Annotated in this window: 13 protein-coding genes; 2 read left to right on the forward strand and 11 right to left on the reverse strand. The window is 71.9% G+C overall.

From position 1 onward, the window contains the following. Nucleotides 1-31: 31 nt before the first annotated feature. The 4 genes from ACIRO3_RS00955 to ACIRO3_RS00970 form a co-directional block, all read right to left on the reverse strand. Entirely contained in the window at nucleotides 32-196 is a 165-nt protein-coding gene (locus ACIRO3_RS00955) for a hypothetical protein (protein ID WP_361771384.1), read from the reverse strand. A gap of 201 nt (nucleotides 197-397) precedes the next feature. Next, nucleotides 398-1,024 carry a hypothetical protein gene (locus ACIRO3_RS00960; RefSeq protein WP_404131376.1) on the reverse strand — a complete coding sequence of 209 codons (627 nt, stop codon included), beginning with the start codon at nucleotides 1,022-1,024 and terminating at the stop codon, nucleotides 398-400. 164 nt (nucleotides 1,025-1,188) lie between these two features. Then, on the reverse strand, nucleotides 1,189-3,573 hold the full coding sequence (locus tag ACIRO3_RS00965; protein ID WP_404131378.1) for an MMPL family transporter: 2,385 nt from the start codon (nucleotides 3,571-3,573) through the stop codon (nucleotides 1,189-1,191). A gap of 265 nt (nucleotides 3,574-3,838) precedes the next feature. After that, nucleotides 3,839-4,231 carry a signal peptidase I gene (locus ACIRO3_RS00970; protein ID WP_366147792.1) on the reverse strand — a complete coding sequence of 131 codons (393 nt, stop codon included), beginning with the start codon at nucleotides 4,229-4,231 and terminating at the stop codon, nucleotides 3,839-3,841. A gap of 59 nt (nucleotides 4,232-4,290) precedes the next feature. Here ACIRO3_RS00970 and ACIRO3_RS00975 point away from each other — a divergent pair, with 59 nt between their 5' ends. Together ACIRO3_RS00975 and ACIRO3_RS00980 are read left to right on the forward strand one after the other, a co-directional pair. Then, on the forward strand, nucleotides 4,291-5,094 hold the full coding sequence (locus ACIRO3_RS00975; RefSeq protein WP_404132287.1) for a GNAT family N-acetyltransferase: 804 nt from the start codon (nucleotides 4,291-4,293) through the stop codon (nucleotides 5,092-5,094). 56 nt (nucleotides 5,095-5,150) lie between these two features. Then, nucleotides 5,151-5,651, forward strand: a complete 501-nt coding sequence (locus ACIRO3_RS00980) for a DinB family protein (RefSeq protein ID WP_365997916.1) — start codon at nucleotides 5,151-5,153, stop codon at nucleotides 5,649-5,651. Between the two features lie 53 nt (nucleotides 5,652-5,704). Here ACIRO3_RS00980 and ACIRO3_RS00985 read toward each other — a convergent pair whose 3' ends face one another. The 7 genes from ACIRO3_RS00985 to ligA all read right to left on the reverse strand — a co-directional run bounded on the left by ACIRO3_RS00985 (nucleotide 5,705) and on the right by ligA (nucleotide 15,109). Beyond that, nucleotides 5,705-6,445, reverse strand: a complete 741-nt coding sequence (locus tag ACIRO3_RS00985; protein WP_404131381.1) for a siderophore-interacting protein — start codon at nucleotides 6,443-6,445, stop codon at nucleotides 5,705-5,707. Nucleotides 6,446-6,602: 157 nt separating this feature from the next. Beyond that, nucleotides 6,603-8,114 (reverse strand): Asp-tRNA(Asn)/Glu-tRNA(Gln) amidotransferase subunit GatB, encoded by a 1,512-nt coding sequence (gene gatB / locus ACIRO3_RS00990; protein ID WP_361771378.1) that lies wholly within the window; start codon nucleotides 8,112-8,114, stop codon nucleotides 6,603-6,605. Between the two features lie 15 nt (nucleotides 8,115-8,129). Next, nucleotides 8,130-8,375: a hypothetical protein gene (locus ACIRO3_RS00995; RefSeq protein ID WP_361771377.1), complete on the reverse strand. Its 246-nt coding sequence runs from the start codon at nucleotides 8,373-8,375 to the stop codon at nucleotides 8,130-8,132. Further along, complete coding sequence (gene gatA / locus ACIRO3_RS01000; RefSeq protein WP_053677645.1) at nucleotides 8,372-9,865, reverse strand: Asp-tRNA(Asn)/Glu-tRNA(Gln) amidotransferase subunit GatA; 1,494 nt, start codon at nucleotides 9,863-9,865, stop codon at nucleotides 8,372-8,374. Before gatA ends, ACIRO3_RS00995 begins: the two co-directional genes overlap by 4 nt. A 5-nt stretch (nucleotides 9,866-9,870) precedes the next feature. Beyond that, nucleotides 9,871-10,167 (reverse strand): Asp-tRNA(Asn)/Glu-tRNA(Gln) amidotransferase subunit GatC, encoded by a 297-nt coding sequence (gene gatC / locus ACIRO3_RS01005; RefSeq protein WP_007266718.1) that lies wholly within the window; start codon nucleotides 10,165-10,167, stop codon nucleotides 9,871-9,873. A 131-nt stretch (nucleotides 10,168-10,298) separates the two neighbouring features. After that, on the reverse strand, nucleotides 10,299-12,509 hold the full coding sequence (locus tag ACIRO3_RS01010) for a putative bifunctional diguanylate cyclase/phosphodiesterase (RefSeq protein WP_404131384.1): 2,211 nt from the start codon (nucleotides 12,507-12,509) through the stop codon (nucleotides 10,299-10,301). A gap of 386 nt (nucleotides 12,510-12,895) precedes the next feature. Next, the gene (ligA, locus tag ACIRO3_RS01015) at nucleotides 12,896-15,109 is read right to left on the reverse strand and encodes an NAD-dependent DNA ligase LigA (RefSeq protein WP_361771375.1); all 2,214 of its coding nucleotides are present in this window, start codon (nucleotides 15,107-15,109) and stop codon (nucleotides 12,896-12,898) included. Nucleotides 15,110-15,118 lie beyond the last annotated feature (9 nt).

The raw sequence follows: 15,118 nt of genomic DNA on the forward strand, positions 1-15,118 counted from the left end.
ACGCTTCGGTCCCCGCCGCTCGCGACGCGGCTTACGCGGCGCGGGTGAAGCGGCTCCGGATCGCGTTCACCGACCCTTCGGGTTCCTGGCCGCGTGAGCGGCGGCGCGCCTTCTTGGCCGCCCGGGCCAGCCGGTACGCGTCGGCCTCGCGGAGGAGGTCGGCGCGGCGGGCGTTGGCCATCTCGTACTCGAACATCTCGTACTCCCTGGTTGCTCTTCTCGGGCACCTCGTTCGGTGTGATCCAAGATTCGCTTCCCAGAGGGTGCGGCCGCATGGGGCGCTTGCCGCATCTCCGCGCACCGGAAGCCTTAGTCCCGCTTGTCCGCCCCCCGGACCGCCCTAAGGCGGTGCCTACGCGGGCCGAATGGGCGGGGGCGGGGGCGGGAGCGGCAGACCTCAGGCGGCGCTCGTCGGCGCGGGGAGGAGGAGGTCGAAGTACATGAGGGTGAACAGCAGTACGCCGAGGGCACCGAGCGCGATCGCGGCCCAGGCGACGGAGCGGATCCACGTGGGCAGGGTGCGGCCGGGGACCCCGAAGGCGGGGCGGGCCAGGACGAAGAGGGCGAGGAGGAGCGCGATGGCGGACAGGACGCCGTTGACGAGGGCGGTCGCGTGCCAGGGAGCGCTGTACAGGGCCGCGATCTTCGCGTTGTTGTCGGCGGTCTGGCTCAGGTCGAGCTGGTTCACGAGGTTCTGTCGCTCGGCGACGACGCGGGAGACCCAGCTTCCGCTGAGGGCGACGACGCTCAACCCCGCGGCGACGATCGCCGAGGCCGCGGCGGCGACGCCGCCGATCTGTCCGGCTTCCTCGTCCTCGGGGGCGAAGTCCTCGTCGAGTTCGTCGTCGGACGCCTCGGCTCCGGGGGGTCCGTCGAGCGGCTCCGCGCCGGTCTTGTCGGCCGGTTCGACCGCGTCGGACCCCGTGGTCCCGGCCGGCCCCTCGGCCGGGGTGGTCACTGTCGCCTTGTCTTCGGTGGGGTCCGCTTCGGGGGCTGTCGGGCCGGAGGTCTTCTTGGTGTCCATGCGGGGCACCGTAGGCGGCGTTTCTGAGAGGTTCCTGAGAAGGCCGGGCGACCGCCCGGGGGGCCATCGCCGCAGGTGGGCCACCGGTCCGGAACGGCCCCCCGGGCGGCGCCGCGCGGGCGGTGGGCGGCTTCGGCCGAGGCGGTCCGCAGCGCGCGGTCTCGCTACCGGTCCCGGATGGCGGGCCGCCCGGTCACCGGGAGACGGCGGCCCCGCGCGGCCTCGTCCTCGCGGTCGGTTTCGCCCTTGTCCCCGCTCCTGCCGCCGCCGGCGTCGTCGTATGCGCCCTCGTCCGGGGCGGTGTCCGCGTCCGCGTCGGTGACGTCGGGGTCGGTGAACGCGTCGGGGCGCTCCGCCGGGAGCGTCGCGCGGATGTGGGTGTGGGTGTGGGACGGCGTGGGTTCGATGCTGAGGCGCGGGAGGCGGCGGTCGAGCCAGGCGGGCAGCCACCAGTTGGCTCCCCCGAGCATGTGCATGAGGGCGGGGACCAGCAGCGTGCGCAGGACGAAGGCGTCGAGTGCGACGGCGACGGCGAGGCCGATGCCGAACATCGCGATGATGCGGTCGCCGCTGAGCACGAAGGCCAGGAACACCGAGATCATGATGACGGCGGCGGAGTTGATCACGCGGCTCGTCTCGGCGAGGCCGACGCGCACGGCCCGTTGGTTGTCCCCCGTCTCCAGCCACTCCTCGTACATCCGGCTGACGAGGAAGACCTGGTAGTCCATGGACAGCCCGAAGAGCACCGAGACCATGATGACGGGCAGGAAGGGCTCGATCGGGCCGGAGCTGCCCAGGCCCATGACCTCGCTGCCCCAGCCCCATTGGAAGATCGCGACGACGACGCCGAAGGAGGAGGCGACGGCCGCGACGTTCATGACGGCGGCCTTGACCGGGATGCCTATGGAGCGGAAGGCCAGCAGGAGGAGAACGCAGCCGAGGGTGATGACCACGCCGATGAAGAGCGGCAGCTTCCCGACGATGACCTCGGCGAAGTCGTCGTAGCCGGCGGTCACGCCACCCACGTGGAGCTCGGCCGAGCCGTCGTTCGCGACGCGCGGGACGATCTCCCGGCGGATCGTGTCGACCAGGTCGCTCGTGGCCCGGGACTGCGGGGAGGAGTCCGGTACGACGGTCAGGACGGCGGTGTCCCCGCCGCCGTTGAAGACCGCCGGGCCGGCGGAGGCCACGCCCTCGGTGGTGCGCAGGGCTTCGGTCAGGCGGTCGACGACGATCCGGCCCCCGGCGCCGTCGAGGCGGGCGACGACCGAGAGCGGTCCGTTCGTTCCGGGTCCGAAGCCGTCGGCCAGCAGGTCGTAGGCCTTGCGGGTGGTGGCGGTGGCCGGGTTGTTGCCCTGGTCGGAGGTGCCGAGGTGGAGGGCGGACGTCGGCAGTGCCAGGACCACCATGACGGTGGTGGCGACCGCGCCGAGGAGCTGGGGGCGGCGTTCGACGAAGGCCGACCAGCGGACGGCGAAGCCGGTCGGGGACTCGGTCCGCGGTCCTTCCCGCGCGAGCGTGCGGCGTTCGAGGCGCGAGAGGGCGCGCGTGCCGATGTACGAGAGGAGGGCGGGGAGCAGGGTCACGGAGGCGGCGACGGTGAGGATCACGGTCAGGGAGGCCGCGATCGCGACGCCGTCGAGGAAGTTCAGTCTCAGCACCAGCATGCCGAGCAGGGCGATGCAGACGGTCGCGCCGGCGAAGACGACGGCCCGTCCGGTGGTGGCGACGGCGTCCTCGGCCGCCTGCCCGACGGAGAGGCCGCGGCTGAGGGCCTTGCGGTGCCGGGTGACGATGAACAGCGCGTAGTCGATGCCGACGCCGAGGCCCACGAGGGTGCCGAGCATCGGGGCGAAGTCCGCGACCGGCATGGCGTGTCCGAGCAGGGTGATGCCGAAGTAGGCGGTGCCCACGCTGACCAGGGCGGTCGCGATGGGCAGCAGGCTCGCGGCGAGCGAGCCGAAGGCGAGGAAGAGGACCACGGCGGCGATGGCCACGCCGATGGCCTCGGCGAGGTGGGCGCCGGGCGCCTCGGTCAGGCCGATCGCCCGGCCTCCCAGCTCGACGCGGAGGCCGTCGGACTCGGTGGTGGGGTTCTTGGCGGTCGCGACGACGGCTCTGGCCTGGTCCTTGGGCACGGCGTCGGCGGGCCGGTCGAAGGTGACGACGGCGTAGGCGGTGCGGCCGTCCGCGCTGATCCGGGCGGCCTGTTCGGGGGCGGCTCCGTAGGGGCCGGCGACCGATCCGACGCCGGGGAGCGCGGCGATCGCGTCCAGCGCCCGGGTCATGCGCTGTTCGACGGCGGGGGTGCGGGCGCTCTGGTGGTCCGGGGCCCGCCACACGACGGTGTTCGTGTCGCCGCCTTGGCCGTGGAAGCCTTCGCGCAGCAGGGTGTGGGCCTTGGCGGACTCGGTCCCGGGGACCTCGTAGTCGTTGGAGAAGGCCGGTCCGGCGCTTCCCGCGCCCGCGGCGGCGCCGCCGAGGGCGAGCAGCCAGATCAGGACGGTGACCAGTCGGTGTCGCATGCACCAGCGCGCGATTGCTGCCAACGGACGTGCTCCCTGGTGGTTCGGATCTTCACCGGGGGTGGGCCCGTCGCAAAGAACTCGTGAACGCGTGCAGGCCAAGGGACCGGGGGCCGGTGTCCGGGGGTCTCCCAGGCCCGACCGAGTGGCCCGCACCTCTGGCCACTGCACCTCTGGCCACTGCACCTCTGGTCACTGCACTCGCAACGATCTCAGCGATCGGTGATCGTTGGCCCTTTTCGTGTGCATCGTCACAGGAACGTGCGGAATGCCCGGCGCCGCCGGAGGTTCAGGGTCGGCTCCCGTCGGGTCGCTCCTCGGCTCGGTAGCCGGGAACGGACGGCCAGCGGACGGTGAGCACCACCGTGTCCTCCTCGGCGTGCCAGGAGTGGTCGACGCCGCGCCCCCAGACCACGTAGTCGCCCTGTTCGGCGAGGACCACGGTGCGGCCGGGGAACTCCAGCCGGAAGCGCCCGCTGATCAGCACCTGGAGCGCGGTGCGCTCCTCGCCGGTGACCCACCGCGCCCGCTCGTCCCCCTGGGGATGGACGCCCCATTTGATCTCCACGTCCTCGCTGTGGCGGGGGTCGCCGGGCGCTTTGAAGTGGCCGAGGAGCCAGCCCCGGTCCGCGGCGGCGTCGGGAGTGGCCTTGCCGGTGTAGATCGCGGAGTCGTCGTTCACGGAGCGAGGTTAATGCAGTTGTGGCGCGCGGACCCGGCTGGTGAGCTGGCCCGATGACCATGGATCGCGGGGAATTGGTGAAGGTACGGGCCCGGTACGACTTCGAGATGCGCCGGGGCGCCCAGCCCGACTCGACGTCGGCCCGCGTGGAGCGGGTGGGCGCGGTCGTCCGGCAGACCGTGTCCGGGCCCGGCTGGAACGGCGTGCTCTGGTCGGACCTCGACGAGGAGACGGCGGACGCGGAGATCGCCGCACAGATCGCCCACTACGCGGGGCGGGCGGAGGTCGGCGAGTCGACGGAGTTCGAGTGGAAGCTGTACGACCACGACCGCCCGGCGGACCTCGGGGAACGGCTGCGCGCGGCCGGGTTCGTGCCGGAGCCGGCCGAGACGCTGCTCGTGGCGCGCACGGCCGACCTCGCGGCGCTGCCGCTCCGGCCGCCCGAGGGCATCACCCTTCGGGCGGTGACCGACGGGGCGGGGGTGGACCTGATGATGGAGGCCCACCGACGGGCGTTCGGTACCGAGAGCCCCCGGATCCGGGAGTCGGTGCTCGGCATGTTGCGGGACGCCCCGGACACCCTCGAGGCCGTCGTCGCGATGGCGGGCGACATCCCGGTCTGCGCGGCCCGGATGGAGATGCCCCGGGGGGTCTCGTTCGCGGGCCTCTGGGGCGGCGGCACCGATCCCGAGTGGCGCGGGCGCGGCATCTACCGCCTCCTGGTCGCCCACCGCGCCCGTCTGGCGGCGGCCCGAGGCATCGAGTACCTCCAGGTGGACGCGACGGAGGACAGTCGGCCGATCCTGGAACGGCTGGGGTTCAAGGTGCTGGGAGCGACGGTGCCGTACCTGTGGGAGGGCTGAAACGGGAGTCCGCCGAGCCCTTCCGGCCGACGGGTCGGACGGGCAGGATCGGGTGGATGGAACGCACCTCACCGCCCCTCACCGGGAACGAGCGCGAAACGCTCCGCGCCTACCTCGACTTCCACCGCGCCACCCTCGCGATGAAGTGCGAGGGTCTGGACGACGGGCAACTGCGCCGCCGCGCGTCCCCACCGTCCACCCTGTGCCTGATGGGCCTGGTCCGACACATGGCCGAGGTCGAGCGCCAGTGGTTCCGCCGCACGATCGGCGGGGCCGAGGTCCCGCACCTGTGGTCCGACCGTCACGACTTCCAGGCGGCCTACGACGCCACGGACGCGAGCGGCGCCGAGGCCTTCGCCGCCTGGCACGCCGAGATCGAGCACTCCCGGGAGGTGGAGGCGGCCGCCGCGTCCCTGGAGGTGACGGTGTACGTCCCGAAGTGGGAGAAGGAGGTCTCGTTGCGCCTGGTGATGCTGCACATGATCCACGAGTACGCCCGCCACAACGGGCACGCCGACCTCCTCCGCGAGGCCGTGGACGGCACCGTCGGCGCGTGAGCGACGCGGCGTCCGGCTGCCGTCGGGTCGACACGGCATCCGGCCGCCGCGGGTCAGGCGACGCGCCAGTAACCCAGGCCGTTGACCCGCTGCCTGGGCAGGGCCAGGTCCTTGCGGAGGTACGCCGTCAGCGCGCGGGTGGTGCCGGCGTCGCAGGCCAGCCACACGTACGCCGAGGCGGGGTCGGCCACCAACTCGGGGAGCTGCGCCTTGACCCGCTCCACCAGGTTCGCCCCGGCGCTCGCGCCGCGCTCGACCCGGCGGATGTCGTGCCGGTCGGGGTCCAGGCGGACCGGGAGTTCGGCGTCGCAGGCGTGCTGGGTCTCGAACCAGATCGTGGCCGGGGTCCGCGGGTAGGCGTCGAGGAGGGAGTTGATGGCCGGGAGGGAGGCAGGGTCGCCGATCACCAGGAGGCGTTCGGGCTCGGGCGCGGGGGCGGTGAATCCGGTGCCCTGGATGCTGGCCTCGATGGTGTCGCCGGGTTCGGCGGCCCGCGCCCAGGCGCTGGCCACCCCGTCGTGGAGGGCGAACTCGAGGGTGAAGGTGCCCCGCGCGGGGTCGGGGTCGACGAGCGTGTAGGCACGCTGGTGCGGCCTGCCCTCCTTCTGGAACCACAGGCGGACCCACATCGTCGGATGAACCGATTTCCCGGCCGCCGCGAGGAGTCCGCCGTCCGACAGGTGCACGCGGCGGTAGTTCGCCGTGACGTCCTGCGTCCCGGTGACGGTGAAGGTGAAGTCCTTCGCCCCCATGAGCTTGAGGACGACGCCCTCCCAGCCCTTGCCAACGGCCATGTGTGGCCACCCCTTTCCCTGAACTGCCCTGGCCCCTCGGCACAGGCCCGCACGATCGACCTTCTGGTTAGGACAGCCTAACCTTATGCGCGGAGACCGTGATACGAGAAACGGCCCGCACCGGTGAACACCGGTGCGGGCCGCTTCCGTTCGGGTTCTAGCCCTCGGAGACGCCCAAGCGCTCCAGGATGAGCTCCTTGACGCGCGCCGCGTCGGCCTGACCGCGGGTGGTCTTCATGACCGCGCCGACCAGGGCGCCTACGGCGGCGACCTTGCCGCCGCGGATCTTGTCGGCGATGGCCGCGTTGCCCGCGATGGCCTCGTCCACGGCCGCGCCCAGCGCGCCCTCGTCCGAGACGACCTTCAGGCCGCGCTTGTCGACGACCTCGTCCGGGGTGCCCTCGCCGGCGAGCACGCCCTCGATGACCTGGCGGGCCAGCTTGTCGTTCAGGTCGCCCGCGGCGACCAGCGCCGCGACCCGGGCCACCTGGGCCGGGGTGATCGGCAGTTCGTCGACGACGACGCCCTGCTCGTTGGCGTTGCGGGCCAGCTCGCCCATCCACCATTTGCGCGCGGCCGCCGAGTCGGCGCCCTGCTCGATGGTGGCGACGATGGAGTCCACCGCGCCCGCGTTGAGGATCGACTGCATGTCGTGCTCGCTGACGCCCCAGTCCTCGCGGAGGCGGTTGCGCCGTACGCGCGGCATCTCGGGCAGGCCGGTGCGCAGTTCCTCGACCCAGGCGCGGGCCGGGGCGACGGGCACCAGGTCGGGCTCCGGGAAGTACCGGTAGTCCTCGGCGTTGTCCTTGATGCGGCCGGCCGTGGTGGAGCCGTCCTCCTCGTGGAAGTGCCGGGTCTCCTGCACGATCGTGCCGCCGGAGGACAGCACGGCCGCGTGGCGCTGGATCTCGTAGCGCGCCGCGCGCTCCACGGAGCGGAGCGAGTTGACGTTCTTCGTCTCCGAGCGGGTGCCGAACTTCTCGGTGCCGTTCGGGCGCAGCGACAGGTTCACGTCGCAGCGCATCTGGCCCTTGTCCATCCGGGCCTCGGACACGTCGAGCGCCTTGATGACCTCGCGCAGCTCCGCGACGTACGCCTTGGCGACCTCGGGGGCCCGCTCGCCGGCGCCCTCGATCGGCTTGGTGACGATCTCGATGAGCGGGATGCCGGCGCGGTTGTAGTCCAGCAGGGAGTGGGACGCGCCGTGGATGCGCCCGGTGGCGCCGCCGACGTGCAGCGACTTGCCGGTGTCCTCCTCCATGTGGGCGCGCTCGATCTCCACGCGGAAGATCTCGCCGTCCTCCAGCTGGACGTCCAGGAAGCCGTTGAAGGCGATCGGCTCGTCGTACTGGGAGGTCTGGAAGTTCTTCGGCATGTCCGGATAGAAGTAGTTCTTCCGGGCGAAGCGGCACCACTCGGCGATGTCACAGTTCAGCGCGAGGCCGATCTTGATCGCGGACTCGATGCCGATCGCGTTGACGACCGGCAGCGCGCCCGGCAGACCGAGGCAGACCGGGCAGGTCTGCGAGTTGGGCCGGCCACCCAGCTCGGTCGAGCAGCCGCAGAACATCTTGGTCCTGGTGCCGAGCTCGACATGGACCTCCAGGCCCATGACGGGGTCGTACGACGCGAGGGCGTCCTCGTACGACAGCAGTTCAGTGAAGCTCACGGTGGATGTTCCCTCTCAGCCCAGCAGGACGTCGTCGTCGCCGAGGCGCTTCAGCTCGCGGTACAGGATCGCGAGGCCGGTCACGATGGCGGCGGCGGACACGGCGGCGTCGATCAACTTCAGCACGTCGTTCTCGGTGCGGGCCTTCTTGACCTGCTTGATCACGCCGAGGGCGCCGAAGGCGGTGGTGCCGATCGACAGGTAGGTGCCGGTCTTGGACTTCTTGAAGCCCTTGGCCTTGGACAGTGCACTGGTGCTCACAGCGACGGTGCCTCCTCAAGCAGCGGGTGACCCCAGCGCGCGACGAAGGCCGCCTCGACGGCGGCACCGACCTTGTACAGCCGGTCGTCCTTCATCGCGGGGGCGATGATTTGCAGTCCGACCGGGAGACCGTCCTCCGGTGCCAGGCCGCAGGGCAGCGACATGGCGGAGTTGCCGGCCAGGTTGGTCGGGATGGTGCACAGGTCCGCGAGGTACATGGCGAGGGGGTCGTCGGTGCGCTCGCCGATCGGGAAGGCGGTGGTCGGGGTCGTCGGGGAGACGATCACGTCGACCTGCTCGAAGGACTTCTCGAAGTCCTTCGTGATGAGCGTGCGGACCTTCTGCGCGGAGCCGTAGTACGCGTCGTAGTAGCCGGAGCTGAGCGCGTACGTGCCGAGGATGATGCGGCGCTTGACCTCGTCGCCGAAGCCGGCCTCGCGGGTCAGGGCGGTGACGTCCTCGGCGGAGAGGGTGCCGTCGTCGCCGACGCGCAGGCCGTAGCGCAGGCCGTCGAAGCGCGCCAGGTTCGAGGAGGCCTCGGACGGGGCGATCAGGTAGTACGCGGCCATGGCCAGGTCGAAGGACGGGCAGTCCAGTTCGACGATCTCGGCGCCGAGCTCCTTGAGGAGTTCCACCGACTCGTTGAAGCGCTGGACGACGCCGGCCTGGTAGCCCTCGCCGGCGAACTGCTTCACCACGCCGACGCGCAGGCCGGCGACGGAGCCGTTGCGGGCCGCCTCGACGACCGGCGGGACCGGGGCGTCGATGGAGGTCGAGTCCATCGGGTCGTGGCCGGCGATGACCTCGTGCAGGAGCGCGGCGTCCAGGACCGTGCGGGCGCAGGGCCCGCCCTGGTCCAGGGAGGACGAGAACGCGACCATGCCGTAGCGGGACACCGAGCCGTACGTGGGCTTCACGCCGACGGTGGCGGTGACGGCGGCGGGCTGGCGGATGGAACCGCCGGTGTCCGTGCCGATGGCCAGGGGTGCCTGGTACGAGGCGAGGGCCGCGGACGAGCCGCCGCCGGAGCCGCCGGGGATGCGGGTGAGGTCCCACGGGTTGCCGGTGGGGCCGTAGGCGCTGTTCTCGGTGGAGGACCCCATGGCGAACTCGTCCATGTTGGTCTTGCCGAGGATGACGACGTCGGCTTCCTTCAGCTTGCGCGTCAGGGTGGCGTCGTACGGCGGGATCCACCCTTCGAGGATCTTCGAACCGACGGTGGTCGGGACCCCGACGGTGGTAAAGATGTCCTTGAGGGCGAGCGGTACGCCGGCCAGCGGGCCGAGCTTCTCGCCCGCGGCGCGCTTCGCGTCGACGGCGCGCGCCTGGGCCAGGGCCCCGTCGCGGTCGACGTGCAGGAAGGCGTGCACCTTCTCGTCGACGGCCTCGATGCGGGCCAGGTGGGCTTCGGTGACCTCGACGGCCGTGAGTTCGCCGGAGGCGATCTTCTCGGCGGTCTCGGCGGCCGTGAGCTTGATGATCTCAGTCATGGTTGTTAGTCCTCCCCCAGGATCTGCGGCACCTTGAAACGCTGCTGCTCCTGGGCGGGAGCGCCGGAAAGCGCCTGCTCGGGGGTGAGCGACGGACGGACCTCGTCCGCGCGCATGACGTTCGTCAGCGGCAGCGGGTGGGAGGTCGGCGGGACGTCTTGGTCGGCGACCTCGGAAACGCGGGCGACCGCGCCGATGATGTCGTCGAGCTGTCCGGCGAAGTGGTCGAGCTCTTCGCTTTTGAGCTCCAGACGTGCCAGCCGAGCGAGGTGGGCGACCTCCTCGCGCGTGATGCCAGGCATGCGGCGATCCTCTGGGGGTGGTGAGCGTGTGGGTTTTCAGGCCCAATCCTATGGGGCCCGCCCCCTGACCCACTAAACGGTTTGCCCGCCGGTCACCCGGGCTCCCCTTCCGGGGGCCCGCCCGGGTGGTCTCAGGAGGCCTGGGTCTCCGCCGCCGCGGCGGCGGCGAGTTCGGCGGTGATGTCCGCCGGGCGTCGCCAGCCGCGCTCGCCGCGGGCCAGCAGCCAGGCGGTGGCCTCCTGCGGCGGCATGGCGGCGGCGACCAGCCACCCCTGGACGGCGTCGCAGCCGAGGTCGCGCAGCCGTTCCCAGGTCTCGTCGTCCTCCACGCCCTCGGCGACGACGAGCAGCCCCAGCGAGTGGGCCAGGTCGACCGTGCACCGGACGATCTCCGCGTCCTGCGCGTCGACGGCGAGCCGGGCCACGAACGACCGGTCGATCTTCAGCTCGCTGACCGGCAGCCGCCTCAGGTGCACGAGCGACGAGTATCCGGTGCCGAAGTCGTCCAGCGACATCTTCACCCCGTGTCCGGTCAGCCCGGCCATGGTGTCCGCGGCCCGCTGGGGGTCCTCCAGCAGGACGTGTTCCGTTATCTCCAGTTGGAGACCGCTCGCCGGGACCCCGTGCCGGGCGAGCCGGGCGGCCACCGCGCCCGCGAAGCCGGGCGTGTGGACGTCGCGCGGCGAGACGTTGACGGCCACCGGCACCTTCAGGCCCTGTGCCCGCCACCGCGCCACCTGGGCGAGGGCGGTCTCCAGGACGTACTCGGTCAGGTGGGGCATCAGCCCGGAGGTCTCCGCGATGGCGATGAACTCGTCGGGCGAGACCCGCCCGCGCTCCGGGTGCACCCAGCGCACGAGCGCCTCCAGCCCGGCGACCTGCCCGTCGAAGCGGACCTTCGGCTGGTAGTGCAGTTCCACCTCGCCGGCGTCGAGGGCGCGCCGCAGGTCGCCGAGGAGGCCGAGCCGGTCGGGCGTGTTGCTGTCGCGCTTGGACTCGTAGACCTCGACGCCGGTGCGGTCCCGCTTGGCCTGGTACATGGCGACGTCGGCGCGGCGCAGCAGTCCTTCGGCGTCCAGCGCGTGGTCGGGGAAGACGGCGAGCCCGGCGCTGGCCTCCAGGACGAGCGTGAGCCCGTCCAGGTCGAGGGGGGAGCCGAGCTCGGCGACCAGGTGCCGGGCGACCCGCTGGGCGCTGGTGGTGGAGTCCGCGACGGGCAGCAGTACCGCGAACTCGTCCCCACCGAGTCGGGCGACCTCGGCGTCCTGGGGCAGGGCCTGGCGCAGCCGGTCTGCGATCTGGAGGAGCAACCGGTCACCGGCGAGGTGGCCGAGGGTGTCGTTGACGGCCCGGAACCGGTCGAGGTCGATCAGTACGAGGGCCGCCCTGGTGCCGAGTCGTTCGGCCTCGTCCAGCGCCGACCAGGCGCGCTCCAGCAGCCACTGCCGGTTGGGCAGTCCGGTCAGCGGGTCGCGCAGTTGTTCCTCGGCTCGGGCGCGGGCGATCCACAGCGTGGAGTCCAGGGCGATGAGCGGTACGGCGAACAGCGGCAGCAGCACCGGCTGCGAGACGGCGACGACGCAGATCAGCGGAGCGATCCCGAGCAGGGCGGCGGCGACGAGCGCCTGCCGGAGCAGGGCGGTGCGGGCGACGGTGGGCAGTCCGCCCCCGCGCGGGGAGAGGGAGGCCCACAACAGGAGGCGGGTGACCGCCAGGTAGGTGAGGGCGACCAGGATGATCTCCGGGATGGCCTCGGGTCCCCAGGTGGTGGGCCGCCAGGGGGTCTCGACCGTCGGACGGTCGCCGAAGGCCCCCAGGACGAGGGCGCCCGCGCCGATGCCGAGGATGTCGACGGATCCGTGGAGCAGGCCCTGCCGCCAGCGGTGCCGGCGCGCGGCCCCGACGAGGGAGACGACGGCCAGGGAGACGAGTCCTGCGGGCACCCAGCCGTAGAGGACGAGGACACCGAGGGTGAGCGCGGCGCCCGAGCCGGTGCCGCCCCACCAGCGGTCCCGGCCCAGCGCGACGAGGTGGCCGACGATGATTCCGGTGAGCAGGGCGAGCGCCCAGCCCACCGTGCCGCCGGGGAACAGCGCCTGACGGTCGCTCAGGGCGAAGCCGATGCCGGCGGCGAGGACCACGACGGACAGGCCCACGACGACGAGCGGCAGGGTCGTGCGGACGTCCTGCCGGCCGCCGTCCTGCCCCTTGCCGCCCGCCCCGGTGTCGAACCGGCGGGTGTCCGGCGTCCTGGCACCCAGGAGGCCGAACCGTCCCGTCCGCGCGGGCTGGGGTTCCCCGCCGAAGTCAGGTGCCGGGTCGGCGCTTTCGGTGGGTTTCATGCCCGTCCCTCTCACAGCCGGCGATGCCGATGTCACGCGATGGCCCCGATGTCGTGCCGTCACGGCCGGCAGCACGTGGCGGGCCGTGCACGACAGGCGCACCCCACAACAGTAGGACGCCAAAGGCCCCCAGGGGCAGCGGTCGGCGGTGGTTGCCCGAATGCGACCCGGCCATCCTCATCAGTACGGTATCCGCCGAACGGGTGAGTTTGGACCAGGCTCTTCCGGTCCTCCATCCGATGATCCGACAGGTCACCGCCCTGCCACCAGCCCCGTACCGGCCGTTTGGCACCGGCGGCCACGCCCGGCGTGCGCCCGCCCGGACGGTCGCACGCCACGCATCCGTTCGCCCTCACCGGTCCCCCGGAAGGACTTCCCTTCGTCCGTTACTCCGTTTCCGTGGCCCCGCCCACCGGGAGTGCCACCTCGCGCGCGGCGTCCGGTCCCCGTTCCAGCAGCACCTCGAACCCCGCGTCGTCGAGGATGGCGAGCTTCAACTTCACGGCGTTGTCGTACTTGGAGCCGGGGTTCTCGCCGACCACGACGAACGAGGTCTTCTTCGACACGGAGCCGGTGACCTTGGCTCCCCGGCTCTGCAGTGCCTCCTTGGCCCCGTCCCGGGTGTGGTTCGCCAGGGTGCCGGTGACGACGACGGTCAGGCCCTCCAGCGGTCTGGGGCCCTCCTCCTCGCCCGAGCCCTCCTCCTCCATCCGCACGCCGGCCTCCCGCCACTTGCGCAGGATCTCCTGGTGCCAGTCGACGGCGAACCACTCCTTGAGGGAGGCGGCGATGATGGCGCCCACCCCGTCGGTGGCGGCCAGTTCCTCCTCGGTGGCCTGCTCGATGCGTTCGATCGAGCGGAACTCCCGGGCCAGCGCCTCGGCGGCGACGGGCCCGACGTGACGGATCGACAGGCCGTTGATGACGCGGGCCAGCGGGCGGTCCTTGGCGGCGGCGATGTTCTCCAGCATGGCCAGGGCGTTCTTCTTCGGCTCGCCCTTCTGGTTGGCGAAGACCGTGACGATCTTCTCCTCGCCCGTCTTCGGGTCCCGCTTGGGCAGTCCGCTGTCCTGGTCGAGGACGTACGCCTTGATGGGCAGCAGGTCCTCGATGGTGAGGCCGAACAGGTCGCCCTCGTCGCGCACGGGCGGCTCGGCCGGTTCCAGCGGGTTGGTGAGCGCGGCGGCGGCCACCGCGCCGAAGTTCTCGATGTCCAGGCACTGCCTGCCGCCGAGGTAGAAGAGCCGTTCGCGCAACTGGGCTGGGCAGGTCTGGCCGTTGGGGCAGCGGAGGTCGATGTCCCCCTCCTTCATGGGCCGCAGCGGGGTCCCGCACTCGGGGCACTCGCTCGGCATCACGAACTCCCGCTCGCTGCCGTCCCGCAGGTCCACCACCGGACCGAGGATCTCGGGGATGACGTCGCCGGCCTTGCGCAGCACCACCGTGTCGCCGATGAACACGCCCTTGGCCTTGACGACCTCCTGGTTGTGCAGGGTCGCGAACTCGACCTCCGACCCGGCCACCGTCACCGGCTCCACCTGCGCGTACGGGGTCACGCGCCCGGTGCGGCCGACGCCGACCTTGATGTCGATGAGCTTGGTGTTGACCTCTTCGGGGGCGTACTTCCAGGCGATGGCCCAGCGCGGCGCGCGGGCCGTGGAGCCGAGCCGGCCCTGGAGCGGGATCTCGTCGAGCTTGACGACCACGCCGTCGATCTCGTGGGCCACGGAGTGCCGGTTCTCGCCGAAGTGGGCGATGAACTGCCGCACTTCCTCCAGGGTGGAGACCACCTTGTTGTGCTCGGCGGTCGGCAGGCCCCACTCGCGGAGCAGTTCGTAGGCCTGGGAGAGGTTGTCGATGTCGAAGCCCTCGCGCGCCCCGATGCCGTGCACGACCATGTGCAACGGCCGGGTGGCGGTGATCTTCGGGTCCTTCTGGCGGAGCGAACCGGCCGCCGCGTTGCGCGGGTTGGCGAAGGGCTTGCCCTCGGTCTCGACGAGCCGGGCGTTGAGCTCCTCGAACTTGTCCATCGGGAAGTAGACCTCGCCGCGGATCTCCACGAGGGGCGGGACGCGGTCGCCGCTCAGCCGGTCCGGGATCTCGGCGATGGTGCGCACGTTGGGCGTGATGTCCTCACCGGTGCGGCCGTCGCCGCGGGTGGCGGCGCGGGTGAGCCGGCCGTTCTCGTAGGTGAGGTTGACGGCGAGGCCGTCCACCTTCAACTCGCACAGGTAGTGGTAGTCGGAGGTGTTCGCGTCCCGGGCCACCCGCTCGGCCCAGGCCGCGAGTTCCTCGTCGTCGAAGGCGTTGTCGAGGGAGAGCATGCGCTCCCGGTGCACGACGGACGCGAAGTCCGTCTCGTACGCCCCGGCGACCTTCTGGGTCGGCGAGTCGGGGGTGCGCAGCTCCGCGTACTCCTCTTCGAGCGCCTCCAGCGAACGCAGCAGCGTGTCGAACTCGGCGTCGCTGACGACCGGCTGGTCGTTCACGTAGTACCGGAAGCGGTGCTCCTCGACCTGCTCGGCGAGCAGCGCGTGCTGTTCGCGCACCGCCGCCGGCACCGTCGACTCGCCGCCGGCCTGCTTCTGTTCGGCTGCCATGCCGTGTCC

Source organism: Streptomyces sp. NPDC102278 (assembly GCF_044766345.1).
Lineage (GTDB): Bacteria > Actinomycetota > Actinomycetes > Streptomycetales > Streptomycetaceae > Streptomyces.